General features: G+C 65.2%; 24 protein-coding genes. 18 read left to right on the top strand and 6 right to left on the bottom strand.

Annotated elements, in window-relative coordinates; all coding sequences use genetic code 11:
• Nucleotides 1-100 precede the first annotated feature (100 nt).
• Nucleotides 101-268, top strand: coding sequence for a hypothetical protein (locus tag BP26_RS29380; RefSeq protein ID WP_157572439.1), 168 nt, complete (start codon nt 101-103; stop codon nt 266-268).
• A 45-nt stretch (nt 269-313) separates the two neighbouring features.
• On the opposite strand, the gene BP26_RS0109250 is transcribed toward BP26_RS29380, so the two are convergent.
• On the bottom strand, nt 314-907 hold the full coding sequence (locus BP26_RS0109250) for a 2-hydroxychromene-2-carboxylate isomerase (RefSeq protein WP_029920296.1): 594 nt from the start codon (nt 905-907) through the stop codon (nt 314-316).
• 73 nt (nt 908-980) lie between these two features.
• The gene (locus tag BP26_RS0109245) at nt 981-1724 is read right to left on the bottom strand and encodes an SDR family oxidoreductase (protein WP_029920295.1); all 744 of its coding nucleotides are present in this window, start codon (nt 1722-1724) and stop codon (nt 981-983) included.
• Between the two features lie 92 nt (nt 1725-1816).
• On the opposite strand from BP26_RS0109245, the gene BP26_RS0109240 reads away from it, so the two are divergent.
• From BP26_RS0109240 to BP26_RS0109210, 7 genes are all read left to right on the top strand, one after another.
• Nucleotides 1817-2305 (top strand): winged helix-turn-helix transcriptional regulator, encoded by a 489-nt coding sequence (locus BP26_RS0109240; protein WP_029920294.1) that lies wholly within the window; start codon nt 1817-1819, stop codon nt 2303-2305.
• Between the two features lie 226 nt (nt 2306-2531).
• Nucleotides 2532-2990 carry a TlpA family protein disulfide reductase gene (locus tag BP26_RS0109235; RefSeq protein ID WP_029920293.1) on the top strand — a complete coding sequence of 153 codons (459 nt, stop codon included), beginning with the start codon at nt 2532-2534 and terminating at the stop codon, nt 2988-2990.
• Nucleotides 2987-3211 carry a DUF4266 domain-containing protein gene (locus BP26_RS0109230; RefSeq protein WP_029920292.1) on the top strand — a complete coding sequence of 75 codons (225 nt, stop codon included), beginning with the start codon at nt 2987-2989 and terminating at the stop codon, nt 3209-3211. The genes BP26_RS0109235 and BP26_RS0109230 overlap by 4 nt, the downstream gene beginning before the upstream one ends.
• A 12-nt stretch (nt 3212-3223) precedes the next feature.
• Nucleotides 3224-4459 (top strand): DUF3570 domain-containing protein, encoded by a 1236-nt coding sequence (locus tag BP26_RS0109225; protein WP_029920291.1) that lies wholly within the window; start codon nt 3224-3226, stop codon nt 4457-4459.
• Nucleotides 4460-4526: 67 nt separating this feature from the next.
• Nucleotides 4527-5462 carry an FAD:protein FMN transferase gene (locus tag BP26_RS0109220; RefSeq protein ID WP_029920290.1) on the top strand — a complete coding sequence of 312 codons (936 nt, stop codon included), beginning with the start codon at nt 4527-4529 and terminating at the stop codon, nt 5460-5462.
• A gap of 125 nt (nt 5463-5587) precedes the next feature.
• Nucleotides 5588-8194, top strand: coding sequence for a neutral/alkaline non-lysosomal ceramidase N-terminal domain-containing protein (locus tag BP26_RS0109215; protein WP_084182945.1), 2607 nt, complete (start codon nt 5588-5590; stop codon nt 8192-8194).
• A 217-nt stretch (nt 8195-8411) separates the two neighbouring features.
• Nucleotides 8412-10988, top strand: coding sequence for a sensor domain-containing protein (locus BP26_RS0109210; protein ID WP_084182944.1), 2577 nt, complete (start codon nt 8412-8414; stop codon nt 10986-10988).
• A 43-nt stretch (nt 10989-11031) separates the two neighbouring features.
• Here BP26_RS0109210 and BP26_RS0109205 read toward each other — a convergent pair whose 3' ends face one another.
• Nucleotides 11032-11586 (bottom strand): NADPH-dependent FMN reductase, encoded by a 555-nt coding sequence (locus BP26_RS0109205; RefSeq protein ID WP_036516398.1) that lies wholly within the window; start codon nt 11584-11586, stop codon nt 11032-11034.
• Nucleotides 11587-11745: 159 nt separating this feature from the next.
• Between BP26_RS0109205 and BP26_RS0109200 the strand changes: the two genes are divergently transcribed.
• The 9 genes from BP26_RS0109200 to BP26_RS29370 all read left to right on the top strand — a co-directional run bounded on the left by BP26_RS0109200 (nt 11746) and on the right by BP26_RS29370 (nt 16936).
• Entirely contained in the window at nt 11746-12303 is a 558-nt protein-coding gene (locus tag BP26_RS0109200) for a DUF2058 domain-containing protein (RefSeq protein WP_029920286.1), read from the top strand.
• 52 nt (nt 12304-12355) lie between these two features.
• Nucleotides 12356-12631 (top strand): metal-binding protein, encoded by a 276-nt coding sequence (locus BP26_RS0109195; RefSeq protein WP_029920285.1) that lies wholly within the window; start codon nt 12356-12358, stop codon nt 12629-12631.
• Nucleotides 12632-12686: 55 nt separating this feature from the next.
• The gene (locus BP26_RS0109190; RefSeq protein ID WP_029920284.1) at nt 12687-13439 is read left to right on the top strand and encodes a 2OG-Fe(II) oxygenase; all 753 of its coding nucleotides are present in this window, start codon (nt 12687-12689) and stop codon (nt 13437-13439) included.
• Nucleotides 13440-13457: 18 nt separating this feature from the next.
• Nucleotides 13458-14111 carry a DNA oxidative demethylase AlkB gene (gene alkB / locus BP26_RS0109185; RefSeq protein WP_029920283.1) on the top strand — a complete coding sequence of 218 codons (654 nt, stop codon included), beginning with the start codon at nt 13458-13460 and terminating at the stop codon, nt 14109-14111.
• A gap of 460 nt (nt 14112-14571) precedes the next feature.
• Nucleotides 14572-14967 (top strand): DUF4259 domain-containing protein, encoded by a 396-nt coding sequence (locus BP26_RS28395; RefSeq protein ID WP_084182943.1) that lies wholly within the window; start codon nt 14572-14574, stop codon nt 14965-14967.
• 59 nt (nt 14968-15026) lie between these two features.
• Nucleotides 15027-15533: a hypothetical protein gene (locus BP26_RS29375; RefSeq protein ID WP_169740674.1), complete on the top strand. Its 507-nt coding sequence runs from the start codon at nt 15027-15029 to the stop codon at nt 15531-15533.
• An 83-nt stretch (nt 15534-15616) separates the two neighbouring features.
• Entirely contained in the window at nt 15617-16126 is a 510-nt protein-coding gene (locus BP26_RS0109180; RefSeq protein WP_029920282.1) for a hypothetical protein, read from the top strand.
• 58 nt (nt 16127-16184) lie between these two features.
• Nucleotides 16185-16637: a hypothetical protein gene (locus BP26_RS0109175; protein ID WP_051748725.1), complete on the top strand. Its 453-nt coding sequence runs from the start codon at nt 16185-16187 to the stop codon at nt 16635-16637.
• Entirely contained in the window at nt 16634-16936 is a 303-nt protein-coding gene (locus tag BP26_RS29370; RefSeq protein WP_157572437.1) for a hypothetical protein, read from the top strand. The genes BP26_RS0109175 and BP26_RS29370 overlap by 4 nt, the downstream gene beginning before the upstream one ends.
• 648 nt (nt 16937-17584) lie before the next feature.
• On the opposite strand, the gene BP26_RS0109170 is transcribed toward BP26_RS29370, so the two are convergent.
• From BP26_RS0109170 to BP26_RS0109160, 3 genes are all read right to left on the bottom strand, one after another.
• On the bottom strand, nt 17585-20875 hold the full coding sequence (locus tag BP26_RS0109170) for a carboxyl transferase domain-containing protein (RefSeq protein ID WP_029920280.1): 3291 nt from the start codon (nt 20873-20875) through the stop codon (nt 17585-17587).
• A 170-nt stretch (nt 20876-21045) separates the two neighbouring features.
• Nucleotides 21046-23418, bottom strand: coding sequence for an FdhF/YdeP family oxidoreductase (locus tag BP26_RS0109165; RefSeq protein WP_029920279.1), 2373 nt, complete (start codon nt 23416-23418; stop codon nt 21046-21048).
• A 214-nt stretch (nt 23419-23632) separates the two neighbouring features.
• On the bottom strand, nt 23633-24592 hold the full coding sequence (locus BP26_RS0109160; RefSeq protein WP_029920278.1) for an AraC family transcriptional regulator: 960 nt from the start codon (nt 24590-24592) through the stop codon (nt 23633-23635).
• Between the two features lie 121 nt (nt 24593-24713).
• Between BP26_RS0109160 and BP26_RS0109155 the strand changes: the two genes are divergently transcribed.
• Complete coding sequence (locus BP26_RS0109155; protein ID WP_029920277.1) at nt 24714-25250, top strand: carboxymuconolactone decarboxylase family protein; 537 nt, start codon at nt 24714-24716, stop codon at nt 25248-25250.
• Nucleotides 25251-25378: the final 128 nt, after the last annotated feature.

Below are 25378 nucleotides of genomic sequence, written 5' to 3'. Positions count from 1 at the left end.
CAAGGAGGGACCCCGCTCTTGCAGGCTGGTGCGCACGGCCATCCCTGGCGAGGCCCTGCCCATATCGAAAAGCCCGGGCTGGCCGTCCGTGGCAAGCGCCATGATCGACATCGGCGGCACGCCGGCGCATCACGCTTCGCGCAAGACCCTGCTGGGTCGGCGCGGCGAGGCGGGCGAGATCGCGGCGGTGGTGAAGTTACCCTGCGGATCCGGGGCGCGTTACATCACCGGGCAGCCGCTCCATGCCAGTGGCGGCGCGTATCTCTAGTTCACGGCATCCGCACTCCGCATCGTGCAGAGTGCCGATGAGACGCTAGGCGGCCAGCGCTTCGCGCACGAAGTCCAGGCGGTCCTGGCCGAAGTACATGTCGCGGCCGACGAACATCACCGGCACGCCGAACAGGCCGCGCTTGACCGCCGCTTCGGTATCGCTCTTGAGCTGGTCCTTGATGGCAGGATCGGCGCAGAGGGCGAGGACTTCCTGCGGATCGAGGCCGGCCTTGGCCAGGGTGGCGCCGAGCACGGCGGGATCGCCGAGGTTGAGGCCGTCCACCCACATGCCGCGGTACAGGGTTTCCACGTAGGTCGCGAACTGCTGCGGCAGGCGCTGCTGCACGCCGACGGCGCCGCGCATCATCTGCAGGGTGTTGATGGGGAAATGGGTGTTGTGCTGCAACGGCACGCCGTAGCGCGCGGCGAAGCGGGCCAGGTCGTGCAGCATGTACTTGCCCTTGGCCGGCACCATCATCGGCGAGGCGTTCTGCGTGGCCTGGAAGATGCCGCCGAGCAACACCGGCTTGTAGACCAGTTCGGCGCCGGTCTCGGCGGCGATCTTCGGCAACTGGGTATAGGCCAGGTAGGCGGTGGGGCTGCCGAAGTCGAAATAGAACTCGATGGTTTTGCTCATGGGATGCTCCTCGGAGCCGATGTGCAGCGATTGTTTGTTGTTTTACGCGCGCCTGTCGAACGGGATCAAGCGCTCACCACTTTTCCATCCACGGGCGCAGGTCCAGCTCGAATGTCCAGGCGTCGCGCGGCTGGCGGTGCAGGTGCCAGTAGTTCTCGGCGATGTGCTCCGGGTTGAGGATGCCGTCCTGATCCTTGCGCGCGTACATCTCGGGGAAGCTGGTCTTGATGAAGTCGGTGTCGATGGCGCCGTCGACCACGACGTGGGCGACGTGGATGTTCCGCGGTCCCAGTTCACGCGCCATGCTCTGCGCCAGCGCGCGCAGGGCGTGCTTGGCGCCGGCGAAGGCGGCGAAGTTGGCGGCGCCCCGCAAACCCGCGGTGGCGCCGGTGAAGAGGATGGTGCCTCGTTCGCGCTTGACCATGCGCCGCGCCACCTCGCGGCCGGCGAGGAAGCCGGAGAGGCAGGCCATCTCCCAGATCTTGAAGTATTTGCGCGCGGTTTCTTCGAGGATGCTGCAGGGGACGTTGGCGCCGATGTTGAACACCAGCACTTCGATCGGGCCGATGTCCTGCTCGATCTCCCGCACCAGCGCCTCGACTTCCTCTTCCTTGCGCGCGTCGGAGGCGAAGCCGCGGGCGCGGCCGCCCGCTGCGACGATTTCGTCGACGAGGGGCTGCAGCTTGTCGGCGCTGCGGCGGGTGACGCAGGCAAAGTAGCCTTCGCGGGCGAAGCGCTTGGCGATGGCGCCGCCGGTGGCATCGCCGGCGCCGATCACCAGCACCACGCCTTTGTCCGTACTGCCCGTCTTTTCCATGATGCCTCTCCTCCGCCGCATTGACGGCCTTCTGCTTGCAGAGTAGGTTCCATTTTGGAACTAGTCAATCGCCAAGGCTTGGCGGAGTGGACATGCGCTGGGACGAAATCGAAAACCAACCCTGCTCGATCGCGCGCAGCCTGTCGGTGGTGGGCGACCGCTGGACCTTGTTGGTGCTGCGTGAATGCTTCCTCGGCGTGCGCCGTTTCGAGGAATTCCGGGAGCACCTGGGCATGGCGCGGCATCGCCTGTCCGACCGGCTCGGCCGGCTGGTCGAGGAAGGGGTGCTGCGCAAGGAGCCTTACCAGGACAAGCCGCTGCGCCACGAGTACCGGCTCACCGACAAGGGCAAGGACCTGTACCCGGTGATGCTCAGCCTGGTGCGCTGGGGCGACCACTGGATGGACCGGGGCAAGGGACCTCCGGTGGTGTATCGCCACAATCCCTGCGGCCACATGACGACGCCGGTCATGGTGTGTTCTGAATGCGGCGAAGCGCTGACCGCGCGCGATGTCACGCCGATGGCGGGGCCGGGCTTGCGCCGCGGCGACAAGCGCCTGCACCGTTACAACACGGCCTGAGCGGGATCAGCCGGGACAGGGACCGCCGGCGGCAACCCAGGCATCGAGGTCCCGCACGAACTGCGCGTGCGGGATCGGCGGCAGGGTGCGGCCGTTGCCGTTCTTCGCGGGGTCCTTGGCGGCCGCCTATCCTTGGCAGGGATAGGACCGGGCGGCGGCCGCGGTAGTTCTTCAGCCTATAAATAGACATTTGTCTATTTCCGGGAAATTGCGTTAGATTCCGTCCATGAACCGCGTCCTGTGCGCATGCGCACTGAGCCTGCCGCTGCTTGCCGGCGCCGCCGAAACGGGCCAGCCGGCGCCGCTTTTCCCGGCGCTGGAGGCGCAGCGCGGGAAGGTGGTGCTGGTGGATTTCTGGGCCTCCTGGTGCGGACCCTGTCTGCAGGCGCTGCCGCGTTACGAGGCGCTGCGGCAGGAGTTGCATGCCGGCGGTTTCGAGGTGATCGGCGTGGATGTGGACCAGCATCCGCAGGATGGCGAGAAGCTGCTGAAGACGCTGCGCCTGAGTTATCCGCAGGTGCCGGATGCGCAGGGCGAGCTGGCGGAGCGTTATGCGGTGAACGGCATGCCGGCTTCCTACCTGGTGGATCGCAAGGGCCAGGTGAGGCAGATGCACGTGGGCTTTGAAAAGAACGATATCGAACCGCTGCACAAGGCGGTCGCACAACTGCTGGAGGAAAAATGACTCAGGGAATGCGATGGGGAGTGCTGGTGATGGGCGTGGCGCTGCTCTGCGGTTGCAGCGGCATGCAGCCGAAGGCCTGGCAACGCGGTGACCTGGCGCAGCCGGAGATGGCCTGGGATCCGGACCCGGTGGATGCGGCGATACGCCAGCACACCTACGACAGCAAGGAGGCGGCGAGCGGCAGCGCGACCGTCGGTGGCGGCGGCTGCGGTTGCAATTGAGCGAGGCCGCCCATGCCCCCGAAGAAGAATCCGAGCGTACCGCTCAACCAGGCCCTGCTCGCCCTCACCGCTTCCGCGCTCGCCATTCCCGGCATGAGCGCGCAGGCGCAGGATCTGGCCGGCGACCCGATGCCGTCGGCGCAGCGCGACAGCACCCTGCTCGACTACCGTTTCTCGTATTACGACGAAGGGCACATCGCCGGCAGCAAGACTTCCAGCGGCCAGGACAGCGAGCGCTATAACGTCGAGTCGCACCAGTTCCGCATCGCCACGCGGCTCGGCTCGAAGGCGGACCTGACTGCCGACGCGACGGTGGAGACGATGAGCGGCGCCTCGCCCTGGTTCATCCTGCCGGACGCCAAGGGCAAGCCGGTGCAGGTGATGAGCGGCGCGTCCATCCACGACTTCCGCCAGGCCTTGCAGGTGCGCGCCAACGAGCGCTTCGGCGCCGTCACCGGCAGCGTGCTCGCCGGCTATTCCAACGAGCGCGACTACCGCGGCGCCAACGGCGGGCTCGAAGGCAGCTGGGACTTCAACAACAAGCTGACCACGCTGAGCGGCGGCGTGGGCTACACCCACAATGACCTCGACCCGACCGAGGGCGCATCGACGCGCTTCCCCACCCGCATCGCCCACGCCGACAACTACGAGGTAACCGGCTATGCCGGGCTGGCGCAGGTGCTGGGCGGGGAGACGGTGCTGCAGAGCAGCGTCAGCTTCACCTACCAGAACGGCTATCTGTCCGATCCGTACAAGATGGCCTATGTGGCCGGCAACACGGTCAACGACGCGCGGCCCGGCAACCGCCGCAAGCTGGCCTGGATCACGCGCCTGCGCCAGAACGTGGCGGCGCTGGATGCGGTGGTGCACCTGGACTACCGCTACTATCACGACGACTGGGGCATCACCGCCCATACCGCAGAGCTGGCCTGGTACCAGACCTTGCCGTGGAGCTGGGCGCTGGTGCCGCGGGTGCGCTGGTACAGCCAGAGCCAGGCCGATTTCTACCAGCCGTATTACAACGCGGCGCAGAACAACGGCCTGTATTCCAGCGACTATCGCCTGTCGCCGTTCGGCGCGCTCAGCGAAAGCCTGGGTGTGTACAAGCGCCTGGGCAGCTGGAACCTGAGTCTGCGCTACGAGCACTACAGCAGCGGCGGCGCCTACTCGATCCGCAGCATCGAGGTGGAGAATCCGGCGCTGGTGCGGTTCCAGGTGTTCTCGGCGGGGATCGTGAAGACGTTCTGAGATTGCGCGGCAATGCCGATGGGACCGATGCTTCACGCGCCTTGCCGTTTCGTGCAATAAGACCGGAATGGAAGTCTTCAGCTACCGCTTCAAGGCGATGGGCGGGCCCTGCGAGGTCCGCCTCCATGCAGACGACCGCGCGCAGGCGGACCGCCATGCCGCCGTGGCCAAGGCGGAAATCCTGCGGCTGGAGCAGCGCTATTCGCGCTATCGCGAGGACAGCTTCACCACCCTGGTCAACCGCTCCGCCGGTGATGCGCGCGGCATCGAGGCGGATGCGGAGAGTGCCGCGCTGCTCGACTATGCGCAAACCGCCTGGGAGCAGAGCGGGGGTTTGTTCGACATCACTTCCGGGGTGCTGCGGCGGGTGTGGGACTTCAAGGCGCGGCGCGTGCCCGCGCAAGCGGAGATCGACGGCATCCTGCCGCTGATCGGCTGGCAGCGCGTGCGCTGGGAGCGGCCGCGGCTGGTGTTGCCACTGGCCGGGATGGAGCTGGACTTCGGCGGTTACGTCAAGGAATACGCGGCGGACCGCGCGGCGCAGGCTTGCCGCGACGCGGGAGCGCGGCATGGTTTCGTGGAACTGGCCGGCGATATCGCGCTGATCGGGGCGCATCCCGATGGTGCGCCCTGGCAGATCGGCGTGCGCCATCCGCGTGCGCCAGAGCAGGCGCTGGCGACGATTCCGCTGGCTGCGGGCGCCATCGCCAGCAGCGGCGACTATGAGCGCTATTTCGAAGTCGATGGGCTGCGCTACAGCCATCTGCTGAATCCGAAGACCGGCTGGCCGGTGCGCGGGCTGTCCGCAGTAAGCGTGGTGGCGCCGCAGTGCCTGATCGCCGGTACCGCGTCCACCATCGCCATGCTCAAGGGCGCGGAAGCAGGGCCGCGCTGGCTGGGCGAACTGGGGTTGCGCCACCTTTGCGTGGCGGCGGACGGCGTGTTGGCCGGCACGGTTGAGCACCGCACTGTTCCGGCGCACGGCCCGCTCACACGCACCTAGCGCCGCCGGGGATTTCGCCGTCCGGACCCTGCGCCTTGGCATGGGATGTCAAGCGGCCATGCCCGTCTGCGGTCGATTCTTCGCCAGTTGCCGGAGTTGCGGCAATCATCCACCGGGAAGATGGCATGAAGGGAAGAATTCTGGCGTTGGCGGTGTTGGGCCTGGGCAGCGGCGCGCTGCTCTACGGATGCGGCAGCTCGAAGCCGGTATCCGGCGGCGGCTCGGGGACGGCGCAGCTGCCGCCACAGGCGTATTGCGTGCTGAAGAGCCCGCGCCTGCAGGTCGGCACCACGCCGGACCTGGTCATCGACGGGGTGACCTACACACATACCCACCAGCCGGACGCGCCGAGCGCGATCGAGTTGCCGCTGGCCAACCCGGGGCCGCAGCCGGCGGGAGCCTGCAACGGCAACGGGCAGTTCCGCTTCGGCAGCGGGCTATACGACACCACCGGGCCGATCGGCGGCAATCCCACCGGGCATGCCGACATGTTCGGCATGGTGATTCCGCCGCAGGCGCCGAACGGCATCCACATCCGCCTGTATGCCCGCGCCTTCGCCATCGAGTCGCCCTGCAACGGCAAGCGCGTGGCCTTCGTTTCCGACGATGTGGGCGCGCTGTCCGGGCTGGTGCACCAGGAAGTGCTGAAGCGCATCGCCGCGGATGCGACGCTGAAGCGGTACTACAGCGCCGACAACGTGATGCTGTCCGCCACGCATACCCACACCGCCGGCGGCGGCTTCGGCGTGCCGGTGCTGCCCGACCTGTCGTCCACCCTGCCCGCGCTGCTGGACAATCCGCTGGTGTGGGTGGAAAGCCTGATCTTCAGCGACGCCAATTACGATGACGACAACGTCAATGCCATCGTCGGCGGCATCGTGCAGGCGATCCGCCGCGCCCATGCCAACCTCGAGGCGCATCCGGACAGCGCCGGCATCAAGATGTCGATCGGCCAGTTGCTCAATGCCAACGTCAACCGCTCGCCGCCGGCCTACCGGCAGGATGCGCCATCCGAGCGCGCGCAGTACGTGGACCAGGAGGGCCATGAGGTCGATGTGGAGAAGCGCTTCGTGCAGCTCAACCTGGTGCGCGGCAACGGCTCGGTGGCCGGCGTGCTCAACTGGTTCGCGGTGCATCCCACCTCGATGAGCAACCACGACCTGCTGCTCTCCAGCGACAACAAGGGCTATGCCTCGCTCGGCTTCGAGAAGCTGATGGGCACGCGCTATCTGCCGGATGCGGGCACCACGCCCGACGGCGCGGACAACTTCGTCGCCGCCTTCGCCCAGACCGATGAGGGCGACACGGTGCCGGACCTGTATGTGTTCGACAAGGATGTGAACGGCGGCAACGGGCCGGGACAGGGCGTGCCCTACCGCTATCGCGGCGGCAGCGACGATCCCTACAACTTCAACGAGGCCGGCTACCAGCGCGGCCAGCAGGAAGCGACCGCGATCTCCGGCACCAAGCAGCTGGCGCAGGCGCTGACCCAGTTCACCCAGGGCAATGCGCTGACCGGGCCGGTGGATTACCGCTTCTTCTACGCCGACTTCAGCAACGATGCCATCACCGATCCGGTGGTGCTGGCCGGACTGACCTATCCCGACCTGCCGGCGGCGCTGTACACGCCGGCCAAGACCACCTGCGGCACCGGCATGGGTGTGGGCTTCGGCGCCGGCGGCGTCAACGGACCGGGACCGCTGGCGGCCGGCAATGTCTGCGTCGCCGATGCGCCCTCGCCGTACAAGCAGGAAATCCGCACCGGCTACAACGGCCTGTTCAACGGCACCGGTTATCTGGTGCTGGAGCAGAACGACCAGCCGCTGACGGTGCCCTTCCCCGGCGTGCTCGCCACCGGCGTGGTGGCGCCGCTGCTGTGCACGCTCAAGACAGTGGAGCCGCAATACGCCTGCCAGAACGAGAAGCCGGTACTGCTCGGCTCGGAGAAGAATCCGGTGCCGTTCCAGATCTTCCGCCTCGGCAACCTGGCCATACTCGCGGTGCCGTTCGAGGTAACCACCATGGCCGGGCGGCGCCTGCGCAAGACGGTGCTGGATGCGCTGAGCCCGGTGGGCGTGGACACGGTGGTGATCTCCGGCCTGTCCAATGATTACCTGCACTACATGACGACGCGCGAGGAATACTCGGCGCAGATGTATGAAGGCAACTCGACCTATGCCGGTCCCTGGCAGCTCGCGGCCACGCAGCAGGAAGCGCGCAAGCTGGCGCTGGCCATGGCCGAGGGACAGCCCGCGCCCGCAGGCGTTGCGGCGATGAGCTTCAGCACCGGGCCGGCTTCGCCGGTGACGGTGGATGCGCCGGGTTCTTTCGGCAAGCTGGTGACGGACGCCGCCAAGAGTTATGCGCAGGGCGATACGGTGGACGTGACGTTCGTCGCCGGCTATCCCGGCAACGACCTGAAGACCATGTCGTCCTATCTTTACGTCGAGCGGCAGAACGCGCAGGGCGGCTGGGACGTGGTGGGCAGCGATGGCCGGCCGGACCTGAACTTCATCTGGCATTCCAATGCCAGCCTGCTCAACACGGAGCTGGGCATCAGCGGCGCCTCGACGGCGGAAGCGCTGTGGAAGATTCCGCTGGATACGCCGGCCGGCACCTACCGCATCCGCCACGAAGGTGTGTCGCGGCTCTCCGCCAGCAAGCCGGCGCAGCCTTACGAGGGGGTCAGCAGCGCGTTCCAGGTGACGGGCACGCCGGCGGACTGCCCATAGAGTGGCCGTTATCTTCCAAACTTTTGAGGAACGGTGCGGCGCAGCACAAGCAGCCTGCACTCATCGGCCGAAGACTACCGTTCGGCGCAGAACCGGCCGATTGGGAGATTTTTACCACCTACGTCCAATTGAAACCGGCAATAGCATCGTGCATCTGGAGGCGCGCTGCATCTAACCGCATCGCGCATCCGCACAAGAAAAACATGTTGGGTGCGCGATGTCCAAGCAGCAGAAAGGAGCGTCGAACATTGAAGCCCGGGCGGCCGGGGGTGCGGCTTGCCCGGTCGCCGCACCCTTCAGACCTACGCCGGCTCCGGCCCAGGACGAACAGCATTTCCGCCGGGTGATCGAAGCCGCGCCCAACGCCATGGTGATGGTCAACCAGCGCGGCGTGATCCTGCTGGTCAACTCGCAAACGGAGCGGCTGTTCGGCTACCGCCGTGAAGAACTGTTGGGGCAATCGCTGGAAATGCTGGTGCCGCAGCGTTTCCGCGGGCATCACGAAAGCTTCCGCACCGGTTATTTCAGGCATCCGGACACTCGTGCCATGGGGGCCGGGCGCGACCTCTACGGCCTGAAGAAGGATGGATCGGAAGTACCGATCGAAATCGGCCTCAATCCGCTCGACATGCCCGAAGGCCTGTCCGTGCTGGCCTCGATCATCGACATCACCGAGCGCAAGCGCGCCGAGGAGCGCCTGCGCCTGGTGGTGGAAGCGGCGCCCAACGCGATGCTGATGATCAACTCGGAAGGCGAAATCATCCTGGTCAACTCCCAGGTGGAGAAGCTGTTCGGCTACACCCGCGCGGATTTGCTGGGGCAGCGCATCGAAACGCTGATTCCCGAACGCTTCCGCGGACATCACGCGCGCTACCGCGACAATTTTTTCGACCATCCGGACACTCGTGCCATGGGGGCCGGGCGCGACCTCTACGGCCTGAAGAAGGATGGATCGGAAGTACCGATCGAGATCGGGCTGAATCCCTTGCATACCGGCGACGGGCATTTCGTGCTGGCGTCGGTGATCGACATCACCGAGCGTCTCCAGGCCGAAAAGCTGCAGCGGGCAACACAGATGAACACGCTGCGCCAGTCGATTCTGGACAGCCTGCCTTTCTGCATCATCGCCATCAGCACCGACGGCGTCATCCTCACCGTCAATCCGGCCGGCGAGCGCCTGCTCGGATATGCACGGCAGGAGTTGGTCGGACAGTCGGCGCTGATGATTCATGATGAGCAGGAACTGATGCGCCGCGCCACTGAACTCTCGCAGCAGGTGGGCATCGTCATTCCGGCCAACTTCCAGGTCATCGTCGCCTCCGGCAGCCGGGACGTTGCGGACGAGCGCGAATGGACCTACATGTGCAAGGACGGCAGGCGCCTGCCCGTCAACGTGGCGATTACGGCCATGCGCGACGACGCAGGGAGGGTGAGCGGCTTCCTCAAGGTCGCCTACGACATCACCCAGCGCAAGCACGCCGAGGCCTTCATCCGCCACATGGCACACCATGACGCCCTCACCGGCCTGCCCAACCGCGCGTTGTTGCTGGACCGCCTGGAAATGGCGATCCGCCAGGCCCAGCGCCACAGCGGCCAGCTGGCGGTGTTGATGATGGACCTCGACCACTTCAAACGGGTCAACGATCTGCTGGGCCACCCCATAGGCGATCAATTACTGCTCAATATCTCCAATCGCCTGAAACATTGTGTGCGGGATATCGACACCGTGGCACGACTCGGCGGGGACGAGTTCGTACTCGTGCTGACCGACGTCAAGCGGCGCGGCGATCTGCTGCCGGTGGCGACCGAAATCATCAAGCGGATCTCCGCCCCGATGCTCATCGATGGCCATGAGCTGCTGGTTACGCCCAGCGTCGGCGGCTGCATGTTCCCGGTGGATGGCAGCGATGCCACGACCTTGCTGAAAAACGCCGATACCGCTATGTATCACGCGAAATCAGCGGGGCGCAACAACTTCCAGTGGTTCACCCAGCACATGCTGAAGCAAACCGAGGAAAAGCTGGCGCTGGGCACGGCCCTGCGCCGCGCCGTGGAAAGCGGAGAGCTGAGCATCCACTATCAGCCGGAGGTATCGCTGAGCAACGGACGCGTCACCGGCATGGAGGCGCTGGCACGCTGGACCAATGCCAGGCAGGGTTCGGTCTCACCCGACCGCTTCATCCCGGTGGCCGAGGAAACCGGGCTGATCCTGCAGCTCGGCGAATGGGTTCTGCGCACGGCCTGCCATGAATGCGCCGCCATCGAGCAGCGCATGGGCCGCAGGATCATGCTGGCCGTCAACGTCTCGACCCGGCAGTTCCAGCAAAAAGAGTGGCCGCACATCGTGCGCAGCGCCCTGGAGGAAAGCGGACTGGGCGCCGACAGCCTGGAGATCGAAATCACCGAGAGCATGCTGATGCAGAACCCGGAGGAGAGCGCCGAAATGCTGCGCGCTTTGCGCCGCCTGGGCGTGACCGTGGTGGTGGACGATTTCGGCACCGGCTACTCCAGCCTGTCCTACCTGACGCGCTTTCCGATCGATAAAATCAAGATCGACCGTTCCTTCGTGCGCGATCTGGCCACCGATGCAGCGGATGCCGCCATCATCAATGCCATTATCGCGATGGCCCACAGCCTCAATATCCGCGTGGTGGCGGAAGGCGTCGAAACCGAGCAGCAGCAACACTACCTCCAGCAACGCGGCTGCGACCAGGCCCAGGGATTTCACTACAGCCAGGCCGTTCCGGCCGGCGAATTCGAAGCCTTGCTGGGCGCGATAGAAAGCCGCGGATAGCCAAACTACTTCGCATCGACGTCGGAGTAGAACGCCGCCGGATTCAGCCCGCGGCGCCGGCTTCCCGTTTCGCGGCCACGCTCAGCAGCCCGGCGATGGCGCCACGCAGGGTGGCGGCGAGTTCCGCGTCGGCGGCGATGCCGGCGCCGTCGAGCTTGCGGCCCGCCAGAGGCAAGGTGACGCAGGCCTCGCGCACCAGCCGCGCGGACATGGTGACCAGGGTCTCGGCCAGTGCGGCCTGGGCGTGGGAGGCATGCGGGGCTGTGTTGATCAGGGCCACCGGCTTGTCCGGGAATTCGGCACAGCTGACCAGCCAGTCCAGCGCGTTCTTCAGCGAGCCGGGCACGCCGTGGGCGTATTCCGGGCTGGAGATGAAGATGGCGGCGCACTCGCCCACCTCGCGGCGCAATTCGAGCACCGCGGGCGGCGTGGCCGGGGCCAGCTCGCCATCCAGATCCGGATTGAAATGCGGCAGCGTATCCAGCCCGCGCCAGGCCAGCACTTCGACACCGGGCGGCGCCAGCAGCTCCACCGCGCGGAGGGCAGCGCTGTTGGAGGAAACAGCCCGCAGGCTGCCGGAAATGGTGAGGATGCGCATGGAAGCGCGCAGCCTAGCATGGCGGATGTGAAAATGAGGGGGAGGCCGGTCGTAAATATTTGCGTCGCCACGCTTGCGCCCCCGCGCCGGAACCGGGAGGATTGGCAGGACTGGATGCGGCACCGCCGCCATGCAGCCTATTGACGATACGAGAACGTTATGAGCATGTCTTTGCGCGACCAGCTGTTGCAGGCCGGTCTGATCAGCAAGAAGCAGGCGGAACAGGCCGAGAAGCAGCCGCACCACCAGCGGAAAGACCGCGCGCCGAAGAAGCCGCCGACCCCCGCCGAGATCCAGCGGCGCAATGCGCAATTGGCGGTGCAGAAGGCGCAGGCGGAGAAGCTGGCGCAGGACCAGGCGCGCAGCCGCCAGCAGCAGGAGAAGGCCGACCGCAAGGCGCGCCACGCCCAGATCAAGCAGCTGGTGGAACAGAACCGGCTGCCCAAGGTCGACGGCGACGATTTCTACAATTTCCTCGACGGCACCAAGATCCGCCGCATCCCGGTGAATCCCGACAGCCGCGTCAAGCTGGGCAACGGCCAGCTGCGCATCGTGCGCTGCGAGGGCCGCTACGAGGTGGTGCCCGCCGCCATCGCCGAACGCATCGCCGAGCGCGAGGAGCGCGCGGTGATCCCGCGCGTGGTGGCGGAAGAGACCAAGCCGGACGAAAACGATCCGTACAAGGATTACGTGGTGCCGGACGATTTGATCTGGTAGATCGCGGCATCTGCGTGCACCGCGGAGCGATTCGACGAAAACCAGCTGGACCTTGATCGGCGGCGACGGCAAGCCGTGTGAGAGCCAACGTCCCGGCACCCTCGGCGGCCATCGGCGCGGCCCCATCTATGGCCGGCTCGACTGCCCCAGCGCCCTGAGGGCGATCGCCCGGGGCGGCTATGTGGCGCAGCGGGTGTTCTTCCTCGATGAAGAGCATGCGCGGGCGGCCGGCTACCAGCCTTGCGGTGTCTGCATGCCGGCCGAGTACGCCGCGTGGAAAGCACAGGCGCGCAAGAATCCGGAAGCCGCCGGCAAGCCTGACCACTAAGCTTCACTCCATGGCGCAGCCGAGGCTGCCCGACAGGTGGAGGCTTATCGTGCAAATGATCATTCCGGCAGATTCGCAAACCGCGGAGGAAGTAGCGCCCGTCGCCGGGTTGGCTGATGTCGCCGCGCTCGACTGGGAGCGGATCGGCGCGGAGCTTGATGCGCAGGGCTGCGCGGTGATTCCAGGCTTGCTGGATCGGGCTCGGTGCGAGTCACTGGCCGGCTTGTATCCACGGGATGAAATCTTCCGCAGCCGGGTGGTGATGGGGCGGCATGGCTTCGGCCGCGGTGAGTACCGCTATTTCAGTTATCCACTACCGGAGATCGTCGCCGGGCTGCGCGAGGCCTTCTATCCGCGGCTAACGCCGATCGCCAATCGGTGGAACGCGGCGATGGGGATCGAGACGCGCTACCCGGAGCGGCATCCTGAGTTCATCGCGCGCTGCCATACCGCGGGACAGACGCGGCCCACGCCGCTGCTGCTGCAATACGGCGTGGACGACTACAACTGCCTGCACCAGGATCTGTATGGCGAGCATGTGTTTCCGCTCCAGCTGGCGATCCTGCTGTCGGAGCCGGGGCGCGATTTCAGCGGCGGCGAGTTCGTGCTGACCGAGCAGCGGCCGCGCATGCAGTCGCGGCCGGAGGTGGTGCCGCTGCGGCAGGGCGATGCGGTGGTGTTCGCCGTGCATCACCGGCCGGTGCAGGGCACGCGCGGCGTGTACCGGGTGAACCTGCGCCACGGCGTGAGCCGGCTGCGCTCCGGGCAGCGGCATACACTGGGCGTCATCTTCCACGACGCGCAGTGAAGACCGGATGAGTACGGCATGACCCTGGACCTGTTTCCGGATCACGACGACGGCGCCGGGCGGCGCGAGGAGCTGGCGCCGGGCGCGGTGGTGCTGCGCGGGCTGGCGCTGCCGCAGCAGGCGGAGATTCTCGCGGCAGTGGACGACATCACGTCCAGGGCGCCGCTGCGGCATCTCACCACACCGGGCGGCTTCCGCATGTCGGTGGCGATGACCAATTGCGGCGCGCGCGGCTGGGTCAGCGACCGGCGGGGTTACCGATACGATGCGCTGGACCCGGAAAGCGGGCGCCCCTGGCCGCCAATACCGGAAGTGTTCCTGGAACTGGCGGCGAATGCGGCCTCAGAGGCCGGCTTCGAGGGGTTCGCGCCGGATGCCTGCCTGATCAACCACTACGAGCCGGGGACGCGGCTGTCGCTGCACCAGGACAAGGACGAGCGGGATTACAGCCAGCCGATCGTGTCCGTATCGCTGGGCATACCGGCGGTGTTCCTGTTCGGCGGGTTGAAGCGGGAGGACCGTTGCCTGCGGGTGCCACTGGGGCACGGCGACGTGGTGGTCTGGGGCGGCCCTGCCCGGCTGCGCTTTCATGGGGTGATGCCGCTCAAGGCGGCGAGTCATCCGGGGCTGGGGATGCGGCGGGTGAATTTGACGTTTCGGAAGGTGGGCTAGTTTTCGTGGCGAATTCCGGGATTCCGTCAGCGGCGGAATATATCGGTGACGAGCCCCCGGCGCGGAACGGCCGGACGCGGAAAATTCGCTCAAAAAAGCCCATGCGTGCCATGCGTGCCAAGGGTTTTTGTTGGCACGCATGCGGTGAGCGGGAAATGCAGGGATGCGAAAGATGGCTGTTAATGGGGTTCGGGTATTCAATTTCGTGCAAATTCACCCGGCCGGGTGCAAACTTTCCTCTCGACCAGGGGATACGGGGCGGTACGGCGAAACGGACTCCTAACGCCTTAAAATCAAATAGTTCCAGACAAAGACGACCTGGCTCTCGCGCCGCCCCGTTTGTTTTCATATAGTTAAACCAAAATCGATCAACTGAAGGCCCCCGTCCCGAATTTTCGATCCAAAAAAGGTTTGGGGTGACGGCGATATTGCTGTGCCAGCAATTGAAGGAGATGCGGGAATGGGTGCGTGGAGCCATGAGCCGTTTGGAAACGATGACGCTGGGGACTGGGTTTATGACCTTGAGCGTTCCAAGGACCTCTCAGCGATCGGAAGTGCACTAAGCGCAGTTACGGACGAAGCAGACGAATACTTGGAAGTCCCTCAATGTTCGGCTGCACTTGCTGCGGCGGAAGTTGTCGCCGCGATGCTTGGCAAGCCAGTTAAGTCACTACCTGAAGAAGTCACCGTGTGGATGAAAGGCAAGCCCAGACCTGACGACGCACTTATCTCAAAAGCAAAAAAAGCCATAAGCGCAATCCTTCAATCTTCGGAATTGCAGGAACTTTGGGCGGAGTCGGAACACTATCCACAATGGCAAGCCATCACAAAAGATCTTTTGACTCGGCTCAGCTAAACCGCAACTCGACACTCCCCGCGGACGTCTTAACCAATCTTGACAGCCATTAAGTTGTTATGAAGCTCGTGATTAGAACTAGAGTTGTCAGGCTACTTGTTATCGTGTTTATAGCGATCAGTACTCCTACAAGGGCAACACCTGCATTCGATAATGGCGTGTTATGCGCGGAGTGGGGAGCCGTCGAGTCTCACTGGCTCAAGAGTGATTGGTATCAGTACCTTAAGGTGAACGACGATTTCAGTGGGGTTTTTTCCTACTCATTTGGCGAAGAGCCCATCACATTGCGATTTAGCCCCGGCGATGTGATGCACGAGGACGGTCTTGTGGTGATTCGCCTAAACCGCCCAGGAGGCTCTCCCTTCAGGCTGGTATTGGCAGGATGGCGGATGGCCAGCGGAGAAGGGCTGGTAACAGGGACATTGTTCATGTACCAAGAAGAACTTGGCCGCGAATATTTATTCAACAGCATCCCTGTAAGGCTTGAATGGTTAGTGCCGACGAGACTGAAACAAGATGCCGTTCCTACTATCCAAGATATCAAGAAGGGACTGGGCCGACAATGATCACCATCTCATCCTTCTACCTGGAACCATCAGTCCACGGCTCCGGGCAACCATTGAATTTTAACGCCTGATGCCTCTATAACATGCTAGCGCTCGACAGCCCCCGTTGGTCCGAGCTTCAGCACGCTTACGGCTCGGCGTCCGATATCCCGGCGTTGTTGCAACAGCTTGAGAAGTTCCCGGACGGAGATGGGCAGGAAGAGCCCTGGTTCTCTCTGTGGAGCGCCTTGGCGCATCAAGGCGACGTCTACTCAGCCTCGTTTGCCGCAGTTCCACATGTGATCGAAGTTCTCTCAAAGGCACCGGAACGAGCGGGCTCTGCTTATTTCCATTTTCCGGCATGGGTTGAAGTGTGCAGGCACCGCAAGGGTATCGCCATTCCAGACGATCTAGAATCCGCCTATACGGAGGCTCTGCGAAAAATCCCTGCTCTTGTAGCGACTGCCGCCACACGGGAATGGAGTGAAGACCTTCTTGTGTGCGCCCTGGCCGCCATTGCCGCAGCAAAGGGTTATGTTTCAGTTGCGGAAGCAACCATGGAATTGACTCCAGATGTCGCGACGGAATTCATGGAGTGGTTCTTTGAGAGGTAGCTCTTCAATTGTCGCCGTCTCGGGGCGATCTTTGGTCATGCAAAACTAGGTATTTAAGATGAAAGCCCTAGTCCAGGAAGAGCTTTCGGGTTGTGGTATAGCCAGCGTAGCCGTTCTTGCCGGCATCAGCTACAAACAATCGCAGCGTATCGCCAACAGACTCGGCATCCATGCCGAGGATACTCGTTTGTGGTCGGATACACGGCACGTTCGCACCTTGCTCAAGCAGCATAGGATTCAGTGTTCAGCGAAGGAAAAGCCGTTTACCTCTTGGGAGGCTTTGCCGGACACCGCCTTGCTTGCCATCAAGTGGCATCTCGAACGCAGCATTCCATTTTGGCATTGGGTGGTTTTCTGGCGCAGCCCGGAGGGGCCGCTGGTGCTGGATTCCAAAGCGGCGCTGCGTACCAATACCCGTACCGACTTCGGGCGCATCAAGCCGAAGTGGTTCATTACTATTAGCGGCGCGAAACTCCCGGCTGTCGATCCGGCCGCGCCAAGGCGCCAATGAAAATATCCACTGTAGCCGGCTGTGCCTTCCTGAGTTTGATCGGCGGCTGCATTGCGGCCTACCCGATCGACCACGCAAGAGTTAGCAACTACTGCGCAACGACGAAAGCAGGTGAATCGGCAATTAGTGCCCGACAGCGTGCCCTGGATCGATTCGAATTTGGCGCCACTCCAAACTCGGAGCATCAAGGCAAGATGTCCTTCCTTGTATATACCACTCTGTCATTCGGTCGATATGTGTGTTTCGTCGATAACGATGGCTCCAAAGTGATCACCACGCGATTCAATGATGTCGATTGACTTGAACGTGAGGTTGTGCCGAAATCAACTTGTAACAGCATTCCCCGCATCGCTGCGACAGCTGGAGCGAAGGGCAAACACCGAAGAAATTACCCAATACCTCTCGCATATCGTAGGGGAGCACATGGGCATGGGGCAATCAGGAATTACTTATTCCAGGCCACATGAGTTTGCTGAACACCTTCAACAATGGTTCTCAGGCAAATGGATTGGCGCCCACATCTGACCTCGAGACCATGCGACATGGGCGAGGACATCCCGCCTTACGAAAGTCCAGCATTAATACGGAACTAGGGAAACAATCGGATCCATGGGAATAGTGTTGTGCTCCAAGCATGGAAAACAGCAAGGCCCGATGTGGTGCAAACATGTGAGAGAAGCTTGTGTTGCATTGCGCACTCAATCGTTACACCGCTTGACCTTGATTCGATTCGATGTGGATATCCTAGACGACGGAACGTCTCTTTTGGATTTCGTCGTCTGCTCGAATTGCGCCAAGGACTATGAGTTGACTGACGAAACTGTTCTTCCCGGAAAGTATTTTGAAGAGGGCAGATTGTCCTATACCTCTCCGAGTTGTGAATTCTGCCTTGTGGACTTCATATCTAGTTTGGACGGCTAAAACCCATTCTGGATTCGACCGTCTCTTTACCAGGGATCGATGTAAGACCGCTTCCTACCTTCCCGCACATCCGCGGCAGGCACCGATGACAGGCCGCGTAGCAACCATTTGCGCGTATCCGCCGGGTCGATGACGTTGTCGATTTCCAGGTAGGAGGCGGTGCTGAGGGCCTTGCCGCGTTCGTAGAGGGCGGCGACGGCTTGTTTGAACATTTTCTCCCTTGCTTCGGGGTCCTGGATGGCTTCGAGTTGTTTGGCCAGGCCCAGGCGCACCGCCCCTTCGAGGCCCATGGCGCCGAATTCTCCGGTGGGCCACGCCACGGTGAACAAGGGGGAATGGAAGTGGCCGCCGGTCATGGCCTGGGCGCCGAGGCCGTAGCCCTTGCGCAGGACCACGGTCATGAAGGGGACCGTGAGGCTGGCGCCGACGACGAAGAGGCGCGAGGCGTGGCGGACCATGGCGGTCTTTTCCGAGTCCGGGCCGACCATGAAGCCGGGGGTGTCGCAGAGAGAAACAATGGGCAGGCGGTAGGTTTCGCAGAGCTGGAGGAAGCGGGCCATCTTGTCGGAGGCGGGGGCGTCGATGGCGCCGCCGAGGTGCCTGGGGTTGCTGGCGACGAGGCCCATGGGGCGGCCTTCGATGCGGATCAGGGCGGTGACGACGCCCGGCCCGAACTCGCGGCGCAGCTCCAGCACCGAGCCGGTGTCGGCCAGGGTTTCGATGACGCCGCGCACTTCGTAGGCCTGGCGGCGGTTCTCGGGGATGCACTGGCGCAGCAGGCGCTGGTCGGCGGCGCTCCATTCCTTGAGCGGGCCCTGGAAGTAGCCGAGGTACTGCTTCGCGGCGGCGACTGCGGCTGATTCGTCGGCGACGCGGATGTCGACCACGCCGTTGGCGCTCTGCACGGCGATGGGGCCGACCTCTTCCGGCCTGAAGCTGCCGAGACCGCCGCCTTCGATCATGGCGGGGCCGCCCATGCCGATGTTGGAATCCTCGGTGGCGATGATGACGTCGCTGCAACCAAGCAAGGCCGCGTTGCCGGCGAAGCAGCGGCCGGAGACGATGCCGACGAGGGGCGCCACGCCGCTGAGGGCGGCGTAGTTCTTGAAGCTGGGGGTGTCGAGGCCGCCGACGACGTTGAGGTCGGTGTCGTTGGGACGGCCGCCGCCGCCCTCGGCGAACAGCACCACCGGCAGGCGCCATTGCGCGGCGAGGCCGAGCATGCGGTCGAGCTTGCGGTGGTTGGTGAGGCCCTGGGTGCCGGCGAAGACGGTGAAGTCGTAGGCCATGACCAGGGCGCGGGCCTGATCGGCGCCGAAGTGGGCGGCGTTGACGGTGGCGGTGCCGCAGACGAGGCCGTCGGCGGGGCTGGTCTTGATCAGGGTGGAGACGGTCTGGGTGCGGCGCTGCGCCGCGAGGGCGAAGCCGCCGTATTCGCTGAAGCTGCCGGGGTCGCAGAGGTCGTCGATGTTTTCGCGGGCGGTGCGCTGTTGGCGCTTGCGGCGTTTCTCCACCGCGTCCGGACGCGCGGCGTCCATCAGGCCGGCGGTGCGTTGCAACACTTCGGCGAGGTCGGCGCGGATGTGGTCGAGGTCTTGCTCCTGCTCGCTGAGTGCGGCTTCGCCGGCAACCTCCGCCGGCTCGATGTGGAGCAGCGGCTGGCCTTCGACGATGGTGGCGCCGGGTGCGGCGGCGACCACGCGCACGATGCCGCTACTGGCGGCCTTGACCACGAATTCCATTTTCATCGCTTCGAGCACGGCAACGCCCTGGCCGGCGGCGACGGCGTCACCCTCGCCTACCGCCAGGCTGACCAGCACACCGGTGTTGGGGGCGTTCAGCGCCACCGTGCCGGGCGGAGCGTCCGCGACTGGCGCAGTGGTTGAGATCGATGCAGCCGCCTGGGCGAAGTACAGGTGTGGGTGGGCTTGCGTTTGCGGCGCCAGGAGTTGTTCGAGGTGCTGCCCGACGAAGGCCGTGCTGACGGTGTTGCTCGCCACTTCGGGCAGGCGCAGCAGGTTTTGCAGCAGGTGCAGATTGCTGGCCACGCCTTCGAGACGGAATTCGCAGAGGGCGCGGTAGGCGCGGCGCAGCGCCGCGGGATAGTCGTCGGCGTGGACGATGAGCTTGGCCAGCAGGGAGTCGTAGCTGGGGCTGACGGTGTAGCCGGCGTAGCCGTAGCCGTCCACGCGCAGGCCGGGGCCGCTGGGCGGCTCGTAGGCGCTGAGGGTGCCCGCGGCCGGGCGCGTAGTGCCGTCCGGGTTCATGCTTTCCAGATTGATGCGCAGTTGCACGGCGCAGCCTTTTGGCGGCGGGGCTTGCGACAGCTTCAGGTCCGCCAGCGTGTGCCCGGCGGCGAGCAGGATCTGGGTCTGGACGAGATCGACACCGGTGATCTGCTCGGTGACGGTGTGCTCGACCTGGATGCGCGGGTTGGCTTCCATGAAGCAGAAGACACCGGGCTGCTCGTTGTCGAGCAGGAATTCGAAGGTGCCGAGGCCGCTGTACTTCACCGCACCCGCCAGCTTCAGGGCGGCGGCGATGATGCGCTCGCGTGTTGCGGGAAGCAGGCCCGGACTGGGGGCGATCTCGACCAGCTTCTGGTGGCGGCGCTGCAAGGTGCACTCGCGCTCCCACAGGTGGCTAACGGCGCCGCTGCCGTCGCCCAGCACCTGCACTTCGATGTGTCGGGCGCTGCGCATCAGTTGCTCGACATAGACCTCGCCGCGGCCGAAGGCGGCGCGGGCTTCGGACTGGCAGCGGGTGTAGGCCTCGGCCAGTTCGCTTGCCGCGAACACTTCGCGCATGCCGCGGCCACCGCCGCCGTGCAGGGCCTTGAGCATCAGCGCGCCGCCGGGGCCGAGGCTGGCGAGGAAGTCGCGGGCTTCGTCGAGCGTGACTGCGCCGTTGATGCCTTTGAGCAGGGGAACCGCGCAGCTTTCGGCCAGGGCGCGGGCCTGGGTCTTGTCGCCGAACAGTTCCAGCGCTTCGGCGCCGGGACCGATGAAGCGGATGCCGGCGGCCTCGCATTGGCGGGCGAAGGCGGCGTTCTCGGCGAGGAAGCCGTAGCCGGGGTGGAGGGCGTCGCAGCCTTCTGCGCGCGCTATTGCGATGAGCTGCTCGGCGTCGAGGTAGGCGGGGACGCCACGGCCGCGCAGGGGAATGGCGTGATCGGCCTGGCGTACGTGCAGCGAGCCTGCATCGTCTTCGGCATGGACGGCGAGGCTGGGCAGGCCGAGGCTGGCGGCGGCGCGGGCGATGCGGATGGCGATTTCGCCGCGGTTGGCGATGAGGAGGCGCTTGAAGGGGGGCTTCATGGGTTGGCGCTCTGGATGCCTTGGCGCATCGATTCCGGATTGTTCTTGGATTGAGATACGCCCCTCACCCCGGCCCTCTCCCCATGTACATGGGGAGAGGGGGAACAACGGAGGTGTGGAGAGGGGAGTTTGGTGCTTATGCTGGAGTTCGCGTTCGATCCCGCAGGGCTTCAGGCCTGGGCTACTCGCGCCTTTCCGGTCAGGCCCTCGGTGGCGATGGTGGTGTCGCCGCCGTCGTCGGTGTTCCCGGCCGGCAGGACGCGGATCGGGACCGATTTGTAGGAGGGCGTGAGGCTGTCCGGGTCGCAGTGTTCCAGCGGGACCAGGCTGTTGGCTTCCGGGTAGTAGGCGCCGCAGCTGCCTTCGGGCAGCGGGTAGTTGACGACGGTGAGGCCGCGCAGGACGCGCGGGCGTGCGCCTGCCTTGGGCTGGTGGAAGGCCCAGAGGTCGACGCGGGCGCCGGGGGTGAGGCCGGCGCGCTGGATGTCCTGGGTGTTCATGAAGACCACGTCGCGGCGGCCGAACAGGCTGCGGTAGCGGTCATCCAGGCCGTAGATGGTGGTGTTGTACTGGTCGTGGGAGCGCATGGTGGTGAGGCGCAGGACCAGGGGGTCGTTGTAGTGCTCGTCTTCCTCGACGCCGCGGAAGGGGACGAAGTTGGCCTTGCCGGTGGGCGTCTTCCAGACGCGCTCGGAGGCGGAGTTGTAGAGGCGGAAGCCGCCTGGCTGGCGGATCTGTTCGTTGTAGGCGCGGAACAGTTCCGGGATCACCACCTCGATCTTGTCGCGGATCAGGTCGTAGTTGCCGATCATGCCATCCCAGTCCACCGCCGCCGAAGGCTTGAGCGTGGCCTTGGCGATGCCGGCGATGATGGCCGGCTCGGAGCGCAGGTGTTCGCTGGCGGGTTTGATGAAGCCGCGCGAGGCGTGGACCATGGACATGGAATCCTCCACCGTGACCGACTGCTGGCCGCCGGCCTGCTTGTCCATCTCGGTGCGCCCCAGGCAGGGCAGGATGAAGGCCTCGCCGCCGGTGAGCAGGTGGGTGCGGTTGAGCTTGGTGGCGATGGTGACGTTGAGCGAAAGCTGGCGGAAGGCGTCGAAGGACACGGCGGTATCCGGCGCCGCCACGGCGAGGTTGCCGCCGAGGGAGATGAGGGCCTTGCACTGGCCGTCGCGCATGGCGGCGATGGTGTCGACCACGGAACGGCCGGGCTGGCGCGGCGGCTCGAAGCCGAAGGCTTCGCCGAGCTTGTCGAGGAAAGCTTTCGACGGCTTCTCGGTGATGCCGACGGTGCGGTCGCCCTGCACGTTGGAGTGGCCGCGCAGGGGGCAGATGCCCGCGCCCTCGCGGCCGATGGCGCCGCGCATCAGCAGCAGGGCGACGATCTGCTCGACGTTGGAAGTGCCGGTACGGTGCTGGGTCAGGCCCATGCCGTAGCAGATGATGGGACGCTCGGCCTTGGCGTAGACCTCGGCGATGCCTTCCAGCGCCTCACGCGTAAGGCCGCTGGCGCAGGCGATGGCGCTCCACTCCGTGGTGCGCAGATCCTGAGCGAAGGTTTCGAAGCCGTGGGTATGCTCGGCGATGAAGGCGGTGTCGAGCACGCTGGGGCGGCCGGCCTGCAGCGCAGCGTCGTCGATGGCGAGCAGGGCCTTCATGATGCCCTTGAGCGCCGCGGCGTCGCCGCCGACCTTGACCTGATGGTATTGCGTGCTGATCGGTGTGGACGAACGCGTCAGCATCTCGATCGGCTCCTGCGGCGCTTCGAAACGCTCCAGGGCGCGCTCGCGGAAGGGGTTGATGACGATGATCGGCGCGCCGCGGCGGGAGGCCTCGCGCAGCGGCGTCATCATGCGCGGGTGGTTGGTGCCGGGATTGTGGCCGATGCAGAAGATCATGTCGGCGTGGTCGAAGTCCTCGATGGTCACGGTACCCTTGCCGATGCCGATGACGCGCGGCAGGCCCACGCTGCTGGCCTCGTGGCACATATTGGAGCAGTCGGGGAAGTTGTTGGTGCCGTAGAGGCGCACGAACAGCTGGTAGAGGAAGGCGGCTTCGTTGGAGGCGCGGCCGGAGGTGTAGAAGTCCGCGAGGTCGGGCGACGGCAGGCTGTTGAGGATCTGGCCGATGCGGCTGAAGGCTACCTCCCAGGAGACGGCGACGAAACGGTCGCTGGCGCGGTCGTAGGCCATGGGATGCGTCAAGCGGCCCTGGTCTTCGAGCCAGTGGTCGCTTTTCAGCCACAACTCGCTGACGGTGTATTTGGCGAAGAACTCCGGCGTGACGCGCTTGCTGGTCGCTTCCCAGGACACGGCCTTGGCGCCGTTCTCGCAGAATTCGAAGGAGGAGGTGTGCTTGGGATCGGGCCAGGCGCAGCCGGGGCAGTCGAAGCCGTCGGGCTGGTTCTGCTTGAGCAGCAAACCGGCGCCGGTCACCGAGTTGCGGGAGTGGGCCAGCGCCGCGGCGGTGGCGCGCAGCGCGCCCCAGCCGCCGGCGGGTTCGTGGTAGGGCTCGACGCCCTTGATGTCGGTTTCGCTCATGAGCGGCATCCTGGCAGTTGAAGCAGGTTGAAAGGGGTGCAAGCCGGTCCCCGCGAGGGACGGCACCAGCGTAGCACTGTGTGTTGGCGGTGAAGTGCCTTGATGAAATCTTGATCAAATCGGCGCCTAGACGGAGGTCCGGGGTTCGGTGCTTACGACCCCTGGATTCCGGCTTTCGCCGGAATGACGATTCTTGAAATTGTTCGGAGCTTCCCTAGCCCGCCGGCTGCGGCGCGGCGCGCGCATCGCGGGCCTGGCGACGGTAAGCCCCAGGCCCGACGCCGTAGTGCTGCTTGAAGACGCGGCCGAAGGCGGCCTGCGAAGCGTAGCCGCATTGCTCGCTGACGCGCTCGGCGGAGAGGCTTTCCTGGGTCAGCAGGCGGGCGGCGAGTTCCATGCGCAGGCTGGTGACCAGCTCCAGCGGAGTCAGGCCGCTGAGCTGGGCGAACTGGCGGGCGAAGGTGGCGCGCGACAGGTTGCACACGGCGGCCATGCCGGCGATGGTCCAGGGCTGGGCCGGTTCGCGCAGCACGGCTTCCACGGCGCGCGACAGGCGCGCGTCGCCGAGCAGGGCCAGCAGGCCGTGGCTGGCGCCGCGCTCGGCCATCAGGGCGCGCAGCAGCACGGTGAACAGGGCGGTGGAGAGTTCGCCGATGACGGCGGCGCCTCCGGCGTTCGCGGCCTCGCTCTCGTAGCGCATCATGCCGATCAGCGCGGCCAGCCAGGCGCAGTCGGCGCGCTGCGCGGTGCGGATCAGCAGGACTTCGGGCAGGGTGCGCAGCAGCGCCCCACCCGAGCCGCCGACGGCGAAGTTGCCGCACAGCATGTCCAGCGGCTGCCCCTCGCCTTGCAGCGTCACCTCGGTCAGCACGCCGTTGAAATGCCGCGCCGCCAGGCTGTTGTACGCCGGGTCCTCGCCGTCGCCGTCGCCACCGCCGACGCTGCGCAGGATGTGGGCGGCGCCGCGCGGGAACAGCAGCACGTCGCCAGCCTCCAGTTCCAGGGAGTCCCGGCCGATACGGGCGCGGCCGCGCCCTTCGAGGATGACGTGATACGGCACCTGCCCGGGCGGCGCCGGGTCGTGGGCGACGAACCAGTCGCCGGCAAAGCGGCAGCGCAGGTCCACCGAGCCGGTGGGCGCGAGCATGCGGACCAGGTGGCTGAGACTATCCATGGCAAGACGCGAGACGATCCAGTGTCAAATCGAGACTTTTATGTGCGGATGGTAGCACCCTGCCGCCCTAGGATGGCGCATCGCTGCATCGTCAGCAGCGCCCACGAAAGGAGCCGTCATCATGAATCGTCTGCATACCGTCAACGTCGCCGAGGCCGGCGAGGAAGCCGCCCCGTTGTTTTCCGCCATCCGGCAGGCCATGGGCAAGGTGCCTAATGCCTATGTCACCGTGGGCAGCAACGCCCCGGCGGTGCTGGGCCTGGCGCTGCAAGGCGCCGCCGTGCTGAAGCAGGGCACGCTGGGCGCGCGGCGGATTGAAGCCATCAACCTGGCCGTGAGCGAGGCCACCCGTTGCGACTATTGCGTGGCGGCGCACACCATGGCGGCCAGGGCCGCCGGCTTCACGGCCGAGCAGGCGCGCAAACTGCGCAGCGGCGCTTACGACGAGGATGCCAACATCGACGCCCTGGTCCATTTCGCCGCGAACCTGGTGAAAACCTCCGGCCCGGTGCCGGCCGAGGCGGTGGAGCGCCTGCATGCCGCCGGTTACGACGACCGCCAGATTGTCGAGGCGATCTACACCATCAGCCACATCTTCTTTACCAACATGGTGAACCGGGTCAATGACACGCCGCTGGATTTTCCGAAGGTGGCTTGAGGGGCCGGGAGCCACGTCTTTTCCCGGTCGCGGGAGAAGGTGTGGTGGAATATTCGTAGGGTGGCCCGTGGCCGCCCTACCGCTGAGCGCGTGGCTTTTTGATGGTGTGCGGCCAGATCCTTCGCTCC

The organism is Nevskia soli DSM 19509 (assembly GCF_000711955.1).
Classification (GTDB): Bacteria; Pseudomonadota; Gammaproteobacteria; order Nevskiales; family Nevskiaceae; genus Nevskia; species Nevskia soli.
Note: the sequence above shows the minus strand (reverse complement) of the source record. Positions and strands in the feature narration are given on the sequence as shown.